We start from the raw sequence: 14820 nt of genomic DNA on the forward strand, positions 1-14820 counted from the left end.
CGTGTCCTCGTTCGCACAATCTGTACTAAATTGTCAAGATTGTCTATCCAAAACAAGACCAAAACGCAAAAAAATTCCCAGTGGCGGCATTCTGCCGAAAATTGTGGTGAAAAGCGCATTCAGACAGGATGGAAAAATCCCCAAAATCTCTATCTTGAACGATGCCACTGATTGTATGTTCAACAGATTGTCCAACCTATGCGTAACTCCATCCGCTTCTCCCTGATACTGGTGCTCATCGCCGTGCTGGTTTCCGGCGTGTCCGCGCAGAACGACGTTCTCACCACACGCAACATTTTCGATATCCGGCAGGTGCTGGAAACCGCCGTATCTCCCGACGGCCGCCATATCGCCTACACGGTGTTCGCGCCGCGTCCTTTCACCGATCCGGCAGGGCCCGATTACCGCGATCTCGTGCTTTTCGACACGCAGAGCGGACAATCGCGCACTTTCCTTTCCGCAAAGCGGGCGGTCTACTCCCTCGGATGGACAACCGATGGTTCACAGGTGACCTTCCTCGGCGTGCTCGATAACAACGGTGGTGCGCAGCTGTATGCGATGTCCCTCAGCGGCGGCGAAGCGCGTGCGCTCACCACCAGCGCTACCGGGGTATCCGACTATTCGTTCTCGCCCGACGGAAAGAGGCTCGCGTTCCTCGCCACGGATCCGCAGCCTGCGGCCCTGGCCGATGCGCGGAAAAAGGGCTTCGATGCGCAGGTGTACGAGGAACTCAACGCCGAACGTGGTGTCCACATTCTGGACCTCGCCACCAACACCAGCAAAAAGCTGACCAGTGGGGTCTCGGTGTTTGACATCGAGTGGAGCCCAGACGGCAGCCGCATCGCGGCGGCTGTGGCGAACGAAAATACGGTGGACATGTCCTATATGTTCAAGCGCATCCATCTCATCGATCCCGCGAGCGGCGCAATGACCCTGCTGGTCGAAAATCCCGGAAAACTCGGCAAATTGGCCTGGAGCCCCGACGGATCGAAACTGGCCTTCATTTCAGCAGTAGAGGTCTGGGACTCCAAGGAGCAGAGTATTTTCATTGCGGACAGGAACAGCCCCAAACCATTCAAGGAACTGCGCAATTACTCCGCCGGCTTCGAGGGTTCGGTGATAGATATCGCCTGGAAAGACAACACTGCGTTGCTCTTCGCTTCGGAAGAAGGGGTGGACATCACACTGCGCGAACTCTCCGTCGAGAGCGGCGGCAATACACTGCTCATCGCAGGCGGCACGGTAGCCTTCGGCGCTTTCTCCGCGGAGAAAGGCGTGCTATCCTTCGCCGCTTCCACACCGGCACATCCGCGTGAGCTCTTCACCTGGCGGGACGGCACGCTCACCCGTCATACCACGTCGAATCCCTGGCTCGCAAACATCCGCCTCGCCCGCCAGGAGCGCTTTGTGTACAAGGCAAAGGACGGTCTCGAAATCACCTCCGTGCTGATCTATCCCCTGGATTACACACCCGGAAAAACCTATCCCCTCATCGTGGACATACACGGCGGTCCCGAAGCGGCGTATCAAAACGACTGGGTGACGGGTTACGGCAACTGGGGACAGGTAGCCGCGGCCAAGGGCTATGTGGTGTTCATGCCGAATTACCGCAGCAGCACAGGTCGCGGCGTGGCCTATGCGAAAATGGGTCTCGGCGACCTCGCGGGCAAAGAATTCACGGATGTGCTGGACGGCATTGACGAGCTGGTGAAGATGAAGCTCGTGGATCCGAAGCGCGTGGGCATCGGCGGTGGCTCCTACGGTGGCTACTTCTCCGCCTGGGCGGCCACGCGGCACAGTAAGCGTTTCGCCGCGTCGGTGGTCTTTGTCGGCGTGTCCAATCAGATATCCAAGCGCAACACCACGGACATTCCCTGGGAGGATTATCACGTGCACTGGGGCATATGGACACATGAGAATTTCGAGAAGGTGTACGACCGCAGCCCCGTGAAATGGGCCAACGGCAGCGTCACGCCCACGCTCATTCTGCACGGCACCGAGGATCCCCGCGTGCATCCCAGCCAGAGTCTGGAACTGTACCGCTCGCTAAAGCTGCACGGCAAGGCGCCTGTTCGCCTCGTCTGGTATCTGGGCGAAGGACACGGAAATCGCCGGAACACCAGCCGCCTGGACTATCTCGTACGCACTATGGACTGGTTCGACACCTATCTGCAGCGCGGCGGCGGCGACATGCCACCCGCCATCCCCGCAATGCCGCTGGAGAAATAGCGGAGGAGTTAAACGTTAAACGTTAAACGAGGGGAGAGTTGGTCGGTAATACATCGTTTAACGTTTAACGTTTAACGCATCTCACATCCGCGCCATGTCCTCGTGGTATCTCCTGAACACCAGCAGGACGCCGGAGGCGAGATGTACGGTAAATCGTTCGCCCAGCGCCTCGTTGCAGGTCCCTTCGGCAATTCCCGCTTCAAGCACTCCGCCGTCCAGGGCATAGCGCAGACCATCGTAGCGCACTCCTTCGCAGCGCCCGAGCGGCACGATGCTGACGCGGTCTCCGGGTGACGCACGGAACTCCGCACTCTGCGTGATGACGTCGATGCGGCAATGCGGATCGAACAGCACCATGCGCATGCGGGAGCTGTGCCGAAGCAGGATGGAGAAATTCCCGAGCGTGTGATCGAGCAACCCCCCGGTTACCCCGGCTACCGCGATGGAGGAATGGCCGGTCTCATGCAGATACAGCAGGGCCTTCTCGAAATCCGTATCGCTCTGCCTGCTCAAGTATCGTAATTCTACTTCGCGCTGCTCATAGTACTCCCGCGTCTCTCGTGTGATGCTGTCGAAGTCGCCAATGATGAGCTGCGGCTGAATGCCCGTTCTGCGGGCCACGTTCGCGCCTCCGTCCGCGCAGACGATATGCGATGCCCTCGCGGCCAGTTCGCGCAGTGTCGCAGCTTGCGGCTGCTCTCCATTGCAGATCAGCAAGGCGTATGGTGTATCCATGGGTGCTCCGTGTCCCGATATTCTACGGCTGTGTGAGACGGCGGACAGTGCGAGCTGCACCGTCCGCCACCATCCTGATTATAATTCAAAAGCCAGATCGATGAAGTAATTGCGTTCGGCGCCGACGAAGAACTGATCGCCTTCGCCGCTCTGCGCGTACAGGGCGTCGAACACATTGTTCACTGCAAGCCGCAGCTCGACCGCCTTCCACCACGGCAATGCCGTGCTGCGATAGCCGACTGCAAGATTGAACACATTCCACGCGTCGACGCTGTTGTCCTCGTTTTGTTCGTTGTCTGTGTACTGTTTGCCGACGTACTTCCACAGCGCCACGACGGACAGGCCGCGGTCGCGCCAGGTGAGCTTTGCGTTGGCAAGCTGCTCGGGGAAGCCGGCAATGTGGTTGCCGTCGAGTTTGCGTTCGAGCACGCCGCCGCTGCCGTCATCCTCGAACACGGAGTAGCGGCTGAGGCGGCTGCGACTGAACAATCCGTTGACGTCCAACGTGAGCGTGCGCAGCAAGCGCAGCTGCGCCGACAGCTCGAGACCGAGATGCAGCGTCTTCTCCGCGTTGCCGGTAATGGGCTGCCCGAAGCGGTCCAATTGTCCGCTCTTTACTATCTCGTCGCTGAAATCCATCACATAGGTATTGACGAGCACGCGCACGCCATCCGCAATGTATCCCGCGCCGAATTCGGAATTGAGAAGCTGTTCCGGCTTCACCACCGGCGACGTGAAATCGTAGCTTCCGTCGGGCCGCTGCGCGAATTGCGGAGTTTCGCCTCCGCTGGATTCCGCGGCGTCGTACAGATTCTTCAACCGCGGCTCCCGGCTGGTAAGCGATACGCTGCCGTAGAGATTCCACCGCTCGTCGATGTTATAGTTGATGCCCAGACGCGGATTGAGGAAGTGGTAGTCGCTGGAAAAATCCGTACCGACATACATTTCGTCGAACAGGCGGTAGCGATTGAATACATACTGCACGCTGCCCTGCACGTTGACGCGCTCGCTCAGTTGAAGCTGCTCCTGCGCGAATACGGCGGCCACATCCTTCCCGCCCTTGTATTCATAGTAATGCCGCGACGGATCGAGTTCCTCCGGCAAGCCCGCGGCGCTCTGTATGCGGCCCCAATGCACGGAGCGGTGCCGGCGCAGCTCGAAACCAGCAGTGAAGGCCCCTCCGCCATGCTTCAGCGTGAGGCGCGGCAGCCAGCCGAATTGCCGGTTATCCACATAGGCGCGAATGATGGGATTGCCCGGGTCCGGCGCGTTCGGAAAACCGAATTCCGGCGTGAGGCGGTAATACGCGGCGTCGGTCCAACCCGTCCCGTCGTAATCAAAATATCCTTGCCCCACGACATAGAACAGCGCGCTGTTGAAGGTCAGCACGTCCGATGCGCGCCACTCGTTAAGCAACTCGTAATGCGGTTGGCTGAACTGCTCGTGCTCCTGTTTGCGCCTGTCCTGCGTATAGGTGTACGCACCGTTCTCGGCTTCCCAGTAATTGTAGTTTTTCCTGCGCGCGTCCCGATCCTTGATCGCGAATTTCGGCAAGCCCGTGTACACCAAGCCGTCTTCCAGCGGACCGCCGTACACGTTGACCCGCGTTGTGACGTCCGTATCGTAGCGCGTCGCGGCAAGATAGTAGGAACTGGCTTTGACCCAGGAATGATCGCGATAACCGTCCGTGCTCATGCGCGAGAGACGCGCGTACAGCGTGTAGGTGTCGTCCACCAATCCCGATCCCGCGGCAATCGCGTAGCGCTGCGTATTGTAGCTGCCTCCGCCGGTACTCAGCGTAACGCCCTTTCTGTCCGCAAAATCCCCCGTCACGATGTTGATGGAGCCACCGATGGCCGGAGGTCCGTAGAACGCGCTGCCGGCACCGCGCTGTATCTGAATGTCCTCGGTATTCCCGAGCATGTCCACAAGGTTGATCCAGTACACGTTGTGGTCTTCCGGATCGTTCTGCGGCACGCCGTTGACCATGACGGCAAGCCGGCGTTGGTCGAAGCCGCGGATACGGAGATAATTGTAGCCGATGCCGCTGCCGCCTTCGGAGTAATAGGTCACGGACGGAAGGTCCGAAAGAAGCACCGGGACGTCCTGCACGAAGTACTCGCGTTCCAGCGTCTCCCGACCGATGTTGGAGAAGGTCACCGGCGAAAAGCGCTCCGTCGCGCGCGAAGCGGAGATCTCGATGAGCGGTCCCTGCGTGGGGGACGGCTGCAGGTCTATGGCGAGCGTCAGAGTTTCGTTGCCGAGCGACACCGTGCGCACATCGCTGCGATAGCCGACATGACTGACGCGCAGCGTGTACTCGCCCGGCTGAAGTTGCGGAAGAGAGAAGCGGCCTGTTTCGTCCGTGGCCACGCCGCGGTTGCCCGGCTGGAGCAGCACGTTGGCGGAGGGGAGCGGCGCACCGGTGCGCGCGTCGCTCACGCGGCCGGTGATGGACTGAGCGAAAAGCGGGCCCTGCAGAAGCGTGTGTACTGCGAGGGCGAGTAACCAGAATGTTCTCATGGCATGGTTCCTGAGTTGTTTTCCGGGACTCGACCCTGACGTTGGATGGGTGAGGGAGAGGGAATGAAAAAACCGTTGACCCTGCGGTTAGCAGAACAACGGTGTAGAGAGGCTTCCTTCCCTACGCCGGCATTATCCGGGTCAGGTTCGACGGGTGTATTCTCAGCTGCCGGTATCTCCGGCAGCACCCCGAGTGAATGAAATAATGTAGCACGGATTTTTTCTTTGAGCAAGGAAAAACAAAAAAACCGCCCCACGATTGTGAGGCGATTTCGAAACCGTGTTCAAGGAGAGGGTGAGAGCGGAATTACCATTCCCTCGTCACTCACAGCCATGTGGTCCGGTACAACGTTATTGCATCCCGCATAGGTCGCCCGGCGCGCATCACCGCAACAGCGTCATCTTTCGTGTCAGGCTTTGTCCGAGCGCACTGAGGCGGTAATAGTACACGCCGCTGGGGAGATTGCGCGCGTCGAAGGTGACGCGATGGCGACCCGCCGCCGTGTGCTGCTGTACCAGGGTCGCCACCTTGCGACCGAGGTGATCATGGACCAGCAGTTCGACGTGCGCGTCGCTTTCTATACCGTAGCTTATGCTGGTCGTCGGATTGAAAGGATTCGGCGCATTCTGTTCAAGCGTCAGCCCCGTCGGTCTCGGCGCGTCGTGCGCCATCGCTTTTTGTTGCTGCAGCGTATCGAGACTGGTGATAACCTGTACCTCCCACCCATCCGCAGACGTTGTATCCGCAAGCTCTATGCACATGTACACCGTCGAACCGCCGATGTTGCTCAGGTCATGTCTGTCGAGTACATACAGCGCCGTATCGCCCTGATATCCATACATGTCGATGCTGTTCTCGAGCAACACTTGATGGCTGCTGGCGTCCCTGAAGCGCACGAGCACGACCATGCTGCTGTCCAGATCGGCCGGATACTCGGCATAGAGCTCGTTGCCGTATTCAACGGCGCCTCCGGTCGGGACGGTGAAGGGCGCAGTACGCATGCACCGGCCTATGTCGCTCCACCACCGGAGATCCAGCGAGTCACCCTCGAGGTCCCATTCAATCTCGGTGTAATTCTCGCCGGCGGCAATCACATGCGGCTTCACGATGCCGAACATGGCGTAGGAGGAGTCGTTTTTGCGCACCACTAGCTCGCGCAGCGGATCGCTGACGAGTATCGATGTTGACTTTCGCAGACCTGTGGTTGTGGTGTTGACGTGGTATTGCAGAGCCTCGCGCAACACCGGCGATCCGGGATCGGCGGGTGATGGATACCCCCAAGAGGTACTGAAGATCTCCAACGGTTTGTACAACTCGGAAATCGCAGGATAGTACCCCATGGCTTGGGCATTCGCTGCAACAGTTGCAGGCATATTGTGAGGGAATCTCGCGTATGCGATCTCGTGCGCCACTGAAGTCAGCGGTAGTACTACCTCTCTGAGATTCATGGCCACAAGAAAATCCATCGAACCGTTGAACATCGAAAAATTCAACACCGGTTCCGGTTTTACGGCTTGCGTTGACGGCAGATTGGTGACCTGAGTCACACGGGTTCCGGCCGCGCTGAACCTCGTCACTGCCACGCGGTTACCGGTCGGTATCGGTAGAGTAGGATCGGGAGTGACGATCGGCCACAAGGAAGTGACTGGCATGAACGTGCGGCCCATCATGGACAGACCCAACGGAGATATTTGCGCAGGATTCGGGAAAGTACCCCGATTTACCATCTCGTAGGCGATCGCGGCTACAGTATTCCCCCCGAAACATTGACTGGTGACGGACGGCCCGGCGGTGTTGGCGATATTGATGCTGTTTGCCGGAACGTTGGCTGCATCGGGATTCACCACGACGGTGCTTCCTGGCGTTTGGTCGTCTATCGTGAGCATCTTGTAACGCATGCGTCCGGTTATGCCTTCTCTCCATGCCACAACAAACTGTTTCGCATTGTTGCAGGCATACAAATGGCTTATGGAAGGATACTCCGGCTGATGCTGATCCGGCCTGAAGTCCCAGAGACCGTCCTCCAGAAGAACATCGCTGAATAACACGTTCGCAGTGCCTTGACTGGTTTGATGACCGGCGTACAGGGGAAAGCTGGCATTATAGACCGAGTAACGCATTTGCTTGTTCCCCTCGTACACGAGCACACAGTATCTGCTCTCGCTATAGCTTGCCGCCGCGACGACGGGGTGCGTGTTGGGTGGATCCGCCACAGCGATACTGTCGAGCGTATACCAGGCATCGGGTCGCTCCGAGAGTAGCTTGCTTTTCAGCACAACAGCCCCCGCCGAGTTATCGACATAGGAAATGTATATCATCGTCGGAGCTGCGAGCGAGCCCGGATCGTGCTCGTTTTTGACGGCAATACACGGATTTGATGCGTTGTGATGGAAGTCGCTGATCAGCACCTCCGGTTGCCACGTGTCGCCCGCGTCTTCCGTCCAGGTGTACCACACGCGCCCGCCGCTGACGTACACGGCATGGTACCAGGTGGAGTCCCAGGTCCAGCGCATGGCCGCAATTTTTCGCTGACTGTTGCCGCGGGTAGGCGGGATCTCTTGCGTTGCGCGCATGTGTGCTTTGTAGAACGCAAAGATCTGAGCATCCGGATTCTCGAACTTCAAGTCCACCCCGAGTGAGGCGGTGCGCTGCCATTGCCTGGTTTGAGACAATTCGTAGACATTCGGCTCGCTGCTGAACGACACCACCGCATCATCCGCATCGCGCGCATAGACTCTGACCAGCGACCAGTCGCCCTGCGCGAGCGGCGGCGTCACCGTCGAGCCGCGGTCCCACGAAAGAAATGTCGGAAACTCCGCGGAGTAGAACGGACGGCCTGATGTTACCGGTTGATCCAAAAACACCGCCGCGTCCGATGGATCCGGATAATTCGCGTTACCCGTCGGGATGTAGGGCGAGGGAAAGTCGTTCGGCTCGCCGGTCTGATCGCCGTTGCCATCCACAAACCAGGGGTCACGAAAGCGCACCGTGCCGTCGTCGGCGAATTCCTCGAAGTTGTTGAAAATTTGAACGGAGGCGGGAGACTTGAAGTGTGCTCGTTTCGGCAATGGATTTTGTGGATTCCCAGTATTGAAGAGATGCTTTAGCTTATACTCTCCAATATTCCCATCCCAATTGTGATGCTTGTACAGGATGTCGGGGTGAATTCTGTCGGAGTGAAGTTGCACTTGGTAGTTGGTATTGGCATCCAATGTGGTGGAGATGGGAGGCAGTGTCGGGCCAAAGCCCCCAAAGGCGCTAACTTAAGGAAAAATGGGAACCAGATCATTTGCTAGTACTCGCGCTTGCTGCATGCCTCTGCGGCGTGGCGCGTTGAAGAAATGTCGGAAGAGCGATTCGGCGTCCCGACACCAGTCCTGCGCCGAGACCCTCCCGAGAATACAAAAACGAATTCCATCAATCAAAGCTCGTTGAATACGCCAAATCGATGGATTACGTTCTGACAAGTCGATGCCCCCAGGGGGAAAAAGAGAGGAATTCCTCCGTCAAATCTTCCAGAATTAAAGCGGCCAGGAATTTCGCATAGAGGTAGCTGTGCGTAAGGGGAGGATCCTTTGTCGGGACCTCGCCAAGATTCAGGAGGCTTTTCAGACGCTTGAACGCCAACTCGATTTGCCATCGGAACCGATAGAGTTCGAGCCCATCGAGCGCGCTCAACTCGTCGGCGGGGACGGACGTCAGCACCATAATGTACCTCGCCGCTTCAAGTGTTCGAGGGTCAATGGTTCTGCTCTTTCTCGATCGTTCGCGCAGGACCCGTTCACGCGCAGCCTTCGCGGCGGCTTCCGATTTCCGAATGACCAGCAATCGCGCGGGGATTGCCGGGATGTTGTCTTTCGGTACCGCCTGCGTGCGGACAGCAAACTCCGTCGGTGTCGCGTCACTGATACTGCGGAGCGCTCTGAGGATGTCGAACGCGTCTCCCGCAATATCACATAACGGCACATTCTGCCAATTCAGTCGAATAAGAAAATCAGCCTTGGCGGAGATCACGGCATGGAACCCCGCGCGATGTGCATAGCCACAATCACCGACAACGAGATCATGAGGGCAAAAGTGAAAGCGCTTGAGGCTTTCGCCGCCATGGACATCGGTCACTTCCACTGAATCAATCTTCAAATCCATCAGATTGAAGCCAAGGTGGACGCGCCAATCTGTTCCCATCGAACCCGGTCGATTGATAGTGGTTGCATCCACCAGACGTAGATGTCGTGCGGCATGGGCTAGCTGGGGTGGCGGCGCTCGTTCTGTTAACTTAAGAGCGAGTAAATGTCCGAGCCAGTCCGAGGCGAGACGCAGACGCTTCATCAAGGCGACATCAGATATATGAGCAATGTCGATGACCTCGGCCCATGCGGCTGTTTGTCGGAGCGACATCTCGCAGAACCCATAGGCAAACGCTAGCCGTAGTAGGGTTGAAGCCTTATCAATAAGCCTTTTCCGGGTAATCGCCCCAAATTCCTTTGCCGTCCGCTCCAGCACATCATCAGGGGGAAAGAAGGAAAGAAGATGGGCCCACTCGTATTCAAGTTGACTCTTGGCATCCATGCGGTAAAGGTACAAAACCGCACGGAAAAAGTCAAGCTCTTAAGTTAGCGCCTATGGCCAAAGCCCCCCCCGTCAGGGAGTACTCGGGTTCGGCGATATCTTCGCCATTGATTTGCTCCTGTCCATCGGCGACAGTTTTGAACGTCGTCTGCACCTGCGCGGAGAGGCCTCCGGCGAGCAGGACGAGGAGCAGTGCGGTGATAATGACAGATCTCATGGAGACCTCCTTTCTTGATGATAGAAATGTTGACGGCTACTGTGCCGCCTTGGTGCCACGAATGAAAATGGCGGTACTGTTGCTGTTTCAACTAAAAACACGCCGTTTCGTGAAACCGCGATGTCATAAATGACAAGGCCGTTGGGGAATCGCCGTGATATTTCCTCGTAGAAATACAGATTTCTGCCATTGTAGTGCAGGACAGTCGCATAATGCCCCGCATAGAAGACATCATTGTCCGCGCGTCCATTTGCGCAGATTGGCAAGCCAACGATGCGATCCGGCGTAGGCGGCGGAATATGCAGAGTATCCCATACGGCGGGATTCACCAGCGATTGCATGTAGATGAAATCCGGGCATACCGCATGCAGGCGCTCCTCGCTCGCCCAGATAGCGGTGGCATAGGTGATCGGATGGGCGCGACCGGTTTCACGGTATATTGGGGTGATCATCCCATCCCGCAAGTGATGGAAAATTCCTCCGGTCGAGTCATAATCCCAGCCGCCGATGTAGAATTCATTCGGCCCGGCCTGCGCAAACGACTTTATCGTCTTGGCCGTGCCCGTGGGGATGGGCTCGAAGCGTTCATGCTTTGGACCGATGAAGCGGAGCAGATTTCCTCGCCCCCCGAACATGTAGACATGACCATCGGTGCCGGATTTTATTTTGCCAGTGCCAATGTACAGGCCATTGAGCTCGCGGTGGAAGCGTAATGTTGCCGAGTCGCCTCGCAGTTTCGTACTCGCGATTGGGCCCCAAAATGTGACGTTTCCGTCCTCGACAGTAACTCCGTCGAGGGCGCTGTAGGTCGTGCGGCCATATTCGTCCAGTTCGACGGCATACGGTTTGATCTCGTTCGGAGTGATGTGAAATGCATTCGCCCTTCGCTTCATCCGCCCGCTCGACAGGCCGGGTATCTCATATCCGAGTTCCACATCGCCCACAGCCCAGACACTGGTGTCGGATTCCGCGGCTACGGCCACGAGCGTGGAGCCGAACTTGCCGAGCACGAAAAACTCCCAGGTGTAGTGTAAATTCTCACGCTATTTGCAAAGCGTTTTCACGCTATTTGCAAATTTCAACCCTGTAGCAGGTACTGTAGCTTCGGAATGAGTTCAAAAAGCGTCCCATCGTGACCAGGCAACTGCACCGCATCCCACGCTTTTGCTATCATCCAACCCGCCTCATCGAGTCTGAGTGCTTTGTGTTTGTCCTCGGTCTGACGCCGAGTGAATAGTGGCCGAACCTTATCGCGCTTCATCCAATACGTGTCCCGCCCAATGCGCTTCACGAAGTCGAAGTAACAAGGCACGAACTGGTAAAACGGGTGCACCCGTGTCATCCATTCGATTACCGCCTCCCAAGTCATACAATTTTGCCTTATCTGCTCATCTTCCAAGGCTAGGGCGGAGCGACTCTCTGCGTCCGCACGCCACTTCTTGTTCCACATGGCCTGATAACTTGATTTGACCTTCATGAGGAAGCCGATCGCCCGTTGCGCCTCGGTATAGGTGTAATCTTCGTACCTGATCCTAAGCGTGGCAGTTACGTGCCTGCTATACGTCATTCCATGAATGTTCGCTTCAGTCCACTCGGAATATTTTTCGCCGAGCTTGATCCAGATGGAAAGGATGGTGTCGCTTATGCTCGACAGGGTAGCAAGCTGCTTTTCAGATGGGGAAGACATGTCTCGCTTACAGATTTTCGATTTGCACATACCATGACGACGATGTGTTGACCGGGGTAACGTAGTATACCCGGAGGCGGAAAAAATGCGCCGTTGTTCCGCTGTTCGACTGTTGCATGAGTGCATTGGCCCAGTAAATCGGCGCATATCCATCCGCTCTCACATTCGAATTCGGCGCGGCTATGGTCGTTAAAGTTGATGGACCGGCCGGAGACCCACCGCTGCGCGTCGTTCCAGATGCAGTAGCCATCAGATTAGGTCGCCAGATTACTTGCCAGTTCGCCGTTGCGTCCGAAATGTATGGCGGGCTCGACGTGCTTGTTCGGACGGACGTTCCGTTCGCCTCCCACATCAGGATTGCTACATCATTTAGCGAATCGGAGCGGATGTCAAAATCCAGATGGCCGGTCGTCACGTTGTTTCGCACCTGGAACCAGACGACTTCCCATTCTTTCCATCCTATCCGGTTTTTCGTCACGAGCGAATCGCCTCCCGCCGAAGGGTTCATCGACTTTTGTGGCTTCATTTCACGGAAGTACCAATAGTATGCGCTATCGGATGCGACGTAATTCGTTGAATCCATTACGACGGTAATACCGCCGCCGCCGCCGCCGGTTTCGTCATCGGCAAAAATTAAGGCGTCCGCGCTTGGGTTCACCTTCACGACCTTGCCCGCGTTGCCGGTATATGACGACGGCGTATCCGTCAGGCCGAGAAACGTGCTCGATGATGCAGTCCAAATCATGACGGAATCCTTTATCCAATCCCAATCCAGCGAGAAAAGGTAGGATATTGTGTCTTGCGAAGGGCCATTGTATTGATGACCAACGATAACACCACCCAGCCCTACGAGCCAAACGTAATCGGCCGTTCTGTCGAGCGGAGTCCCGAGATAATTCGAGTATCCGATAATTTGACGCGTGGCCGCGCCGGCGTCGATGAATTCGAGTCCGTCTTCCGTCGCTTTGACGGCGACAAGTTTGCCGGATTGCCCAACATAGCTATCGGGCGTGTCGCGTAGCTGCAGGAATGTTGAATCGGTACAAGGTGGAGTAACGGGCTCGCCTTCGTAAATCGCGGGAAAATGGATATGGCTTGCGGCTGTGTCGCCTTCCATTACGAAGGTGACCGTTCGCGAGGGTACGCTCGTGCTATAGGCATATACACGCGCCAATATTCGATCACCGGTGTTCATCACCTGTTGTCCGCCGTAATAGGTCATTTCGTGACGAGCCAGCGAGGTAGTGAGCGTGGGTGTCGACAACGTAAATAGGCTGGTCTCTGTCCCGTTCGACGTCCTGTGAAGGACTTCCGTCCAGATATAACTCCCGCCAGCGGCGTTGTCGACGTAGCCGTATATGTGTACGATCCATTTGCCCGCAGGAATGAAAATCGGGCTCGTTACGGAATCGGTTGCGAATTGATGAAATAATGTCGGAGGCCCGGAGCTGACCGCCAGATTATGAACGTGCTCCGGATGGTCGGCGGGCACGGGACGTAAATAATTGTACCCGGCAAGATCCGACGTGTCCTCGTGAAAGAAATACGTCGCCGATAATGGTTTGCCGATGATGTCATCCCAGTGTACCGGCTTCGTCAGAAACTGAATGGTGTCCGGCGCGAAAGCGCGGACGTAACTTGTGTCATACTTGACGGGATAGCCGGCAATGGAGATCGTATCGATCCTCATAGCCCACATCTGGCGCCCGCGGCTGTAGCGAAACATGATTGTGCTGTCGGCTGGCGCGACGAGGGCAATACTCCCATTCGTGAGTGTGCCGGAACCGACGAATATGGTGTCGGCCGTGCCTCGGCATGTATCCGCGATCCGGAGATGGAAGGCGCTGTCCGCGGCATTTCCCAGCCTGGTAATGCGGAGGCAATCATCGAAGTAATACCGGGCGCGGGGGCGTCCGGCGAGATCGTCCCGCACGAGTTTGAGGCTGTCGGAAATTCGCCTGGTCACAGAGTCGATGCGTACGTGCAACTTGGTGTTGGCCGGCGTGAACTCGAAGTAGAGCCACGACCCCGGAGCGACCTGTGCGGCGAGGTCAGAGGGTGACACGAACGATGCCAGACTCAGGCTGATGAAAAACGATAGCAACGTAATAGTACGGGTTGTCGGGGTCGGTTGTCTCGTGGCCATAGTGGATGCTCGCTATTCGTTCGGGAGGCAATTGGTAATGGTCTGTGTTGTAGATGGTAACCTGCACCCAGCGATGAGGTCCTGGATGTATTACGAGCATGCTTTCGGCATCCTCGAAATCGATGATAACGGCCTGCGCAACTTGCTGGACGATGGTCACGTTTTCGACCACGGACGTTTGCGAACCGCCCTGCAGCAGATTACGGATTTGCGCCTTGCTGAGCGTGTGGAAATCCCTGTTGAACATTACTCCTCCGGTTCCGGCGGAATCTCTCGAAACACGCTCATAAGCGAAGCGCTCTCGCCTTCGAACAGCACGTGAAAGGCGCTCTCGTAACCGCGCCCTTGAGGGGTGAGCGCGAAGCGCATGCCGGCGCACTCGATAACCTGTACACCATCCAGACGCCAGAGCCGGACGGTAACTCCCGTTACCTGTAGCTGCGGGAGAACTTCCTCGGAGTATATGTCATTGAGCGTGTCGATGTCCGCCTGGTAAAACAACAGTGTCAGACGTTGCTTGTAATAATGCACGTCCACAACGCCGTCGAGGCCGCGGTCCTGCACCGCTTCCTCCACGAAATCGCCGCCACCGGACGGCATGACCTTGGTCCACGTTGGCGTAACGCCTCGGGTCAGCAAAATCTCGACCTTAGACCAACCCGCGCGATCGATCGCGCCAGTAATGTCGTTTCCCAGGATATTCGGCATACAAC

General features: G+C 57.0%; 11 protein-coding genes and 1 riboswitch. Of the genes, 1 reads left to right on the top strand and 10 read right to left on the bottom strand.

Annotation, left to right across the window (positions count from 1 at the left end; all coding sequences use genetic code 11):
• Positions 1 to 198 precede the first annotated feature (198 nt).
• Complete coding sequence (locus tag M5R41_10260; GenBank protein ID MCZ7556770.1) at positions 199 to 2229, top strand: S9 family peptidase; 2031 nt, start codon at positions 199 to 201, stop codon at positions 2227 to 2229.
• Positions 2230 to 2310: 81 nt separating this feature from the next.
• Here the strand turns inward: M5R41_10260 and M5R41_10265 are convergent, their stop codons facing one another.
• The 10 genes from M5R41_10265 to M5R41_10310 all read right to left on the bottom strand — a co-directional run bounded on the left by M5R41_10265 (position 2311) and on the right by M5R41_10310 (position 14815).
• Complete coding sequence (locus M5R41_10265; GenBank protein ID MCZ7556771.1) at positions 2311 to 2964, bottom strand: thiamine diphosphokinase; 654 nt, start codon at positions 2962 to 2964, stop codon at positions 2311 to 2313.
• Between the two features lie 78 nt (positions 2965 to 3042).
• Positions 3043 to 5487 carry a TonB-dependent receptor gene (locus tag M5R41_10270; protein ID MCZ7556772.1) on the bottom strand — a complete coding sequence of 815 codons (2445 nt, stop codon included), beginning with the start codon at positions 5485 to 5487 and terminating at the stop codon, positions 3043 to 3045.
• A 101-nt stretch (positions 5488 to 5588) separates the two neighbouring features.
• Positions 5589 to 5689, bottom strand: a riboswitch (TPP riboswitch).
• A gap of 182 nt (positions 5690 to 5871) precedes the next feature.
• Complete coding sequence (locus M5R41_10275; protein MCZ7556773.1) at positions 5872 to 8556, bottom strand: T9SS type A sorting domain-containing protein; 2685 nt, start codon at positions 8554 to 8556, stop codon at positions 5872 to 5874.
• Between the two features lie 385 nt (positions 8557 to 8941).
• Positions 8942 to 10057: an IS4 family transposase gene (locus M5R41_10280; GenBank protein ID MCZ7556774.1), complete on the bottom strand. Its 1116-nt coding sequence runs from the start codon at positions 10055 to 10057 to the stop codon at positions 8942 to 8944.
• A 31-nt stretch (positions 10058 to 10088) separates the two neighbouring features.
• Positions 10089 to 10274: a hypothetical protein gene (locus M5R41_10285; protein MCZ7556775.1), complete on the bottom strand. Its 186-nt coding sequence runs from the start codon at positions 10272 to 10274 to the stop codon at positions 10089 to 10091.
• Complete coding sequence (locus tag M5R41_10290) at positions 10271 to 11284, bottom strand: hypothetical protein (GenBank protein ID MCZ7556776.1); 1014 nt, start codon at positions 11282 to 11284, stop codon at positions 10271 to 10273. The genes M5R41_10285 and M5R41_10290 overlap by 4 nt, the downstream gene beginning before the upstream one ends.
• A gap of 68 nt (positions 11285 to 11352) precedes the next feature.
• Positions 11353 to 11961, bottom strand: coding sequence for a hypothetical protein (locus tag M5R41_10295; GenBank protein MCZ7556777.1), 609 nt, complete (start codon positions 11959 to 11961; stop codon positions 11353 to 11355).
• A gap of 7 nt (positions 11962 to 11968) precedes the next feature.
• Entirely contained in the window at positions 11969 to 14026 is a 2058-nt protein-coding gene (locus M5R41_10300) for a hypothetical protein (GenBank protein MCZ7556778.1), read from the bottom strand.
• A complete protein-coding gene (locus M5R41_10305; GenBank protein ID MCZ7556779.1) occupies positions 14013 to 14354 on the bottom strand; it encodes a hypothetical protein in 342 nt (113 codons plus the stop codon). The genes M5R41_10300 and M5R41_10305 overlap by 14 nt, the downstream gene beginning before the upstream one ends.
• Entirely contained in the window at positions 14354 to 14815 is a 462-nt protein-coding gene (locus M5R41_10310; protein ID MCZ7556780.1) for a hypothetical protein, read from the bottom strand. The genes M5R41_10305 and M5R41_10310 overlap by 1 nt, the downstream gene beginning before the upstream one ends.
• Between the last annotated feature and the right edge of the window lie 5 nt (positions 14816 to 14820).

It is taken from the genome of Bacteroidia bacterium (assembly GCA_027493955.1).
In the GTDB taxonomy this organism is placed as follows: Bacteria; Bacteroidota; Ignavibacteria; order SZUA-365; family SZUA-365; genus JAOSJT01.

Excerpts from the sequence above, each read along its gene's own strand:
- M5R41_10260 (MCZ7556770.1), top strand. The coding sequence starts at position 199 with ATGCGTAACTCCATCCGCTTCTCCCTGATACTGGTGCTCATCGCCGTG.
- M5R41_10265 (MCZ7556771.1), bottom strand. The coding sequence starts at position 2,964 with ATGGATACACCATACGCCTTGCTGATCTGCAATGGAGAGCAGCCGCAA.
- M5R41_10270 (MCZ7556772.1), bottom strand. The coding sequence starts at position 5,487 with ATGAGAACATTCTGGTTACTCGCCCTCGCAGTACACACGCTTCTGCAG.
- M5R41_10280 (MCZ7556774.1), bottom strand. The coding sequence starts at position 10,057 with ATGGATGCCAAGAGTCAACTTGAATACGAGTGGGCCCATCTTCTTTCC.
- M5R41_10285 (MCZ7556775.1), bottom strand. The coding sequence starts at position 10,274 with ATGAGATCTGTCATTATCACCGCACTGCTCCTCGTCCTGCTCGCCGGA.
- M5R41_10295 (MCZ7556777.1), bottom strand. The coding sequence starts at position 11,961 with ATGTCTTCCCCATCTGAAAAGCAGCTTGCTACCCTGTCGAGCATAAGC.
- M5R41_10305 (MCZ7556779.1), bottom strand. The coding sequence starts at position 14,354 with ATGTTCAACAGGGATTTCCACACGCTCAGCAAGGCGCAAATCCGTAAT.
- M5R41_10310 (MCZ7556780.1), bottom strand. The coding sequence starts at position 14,815 with ATGCCGAATATCCTGGGAAACGACATTACTGGCGCGATCGATCGCGCG.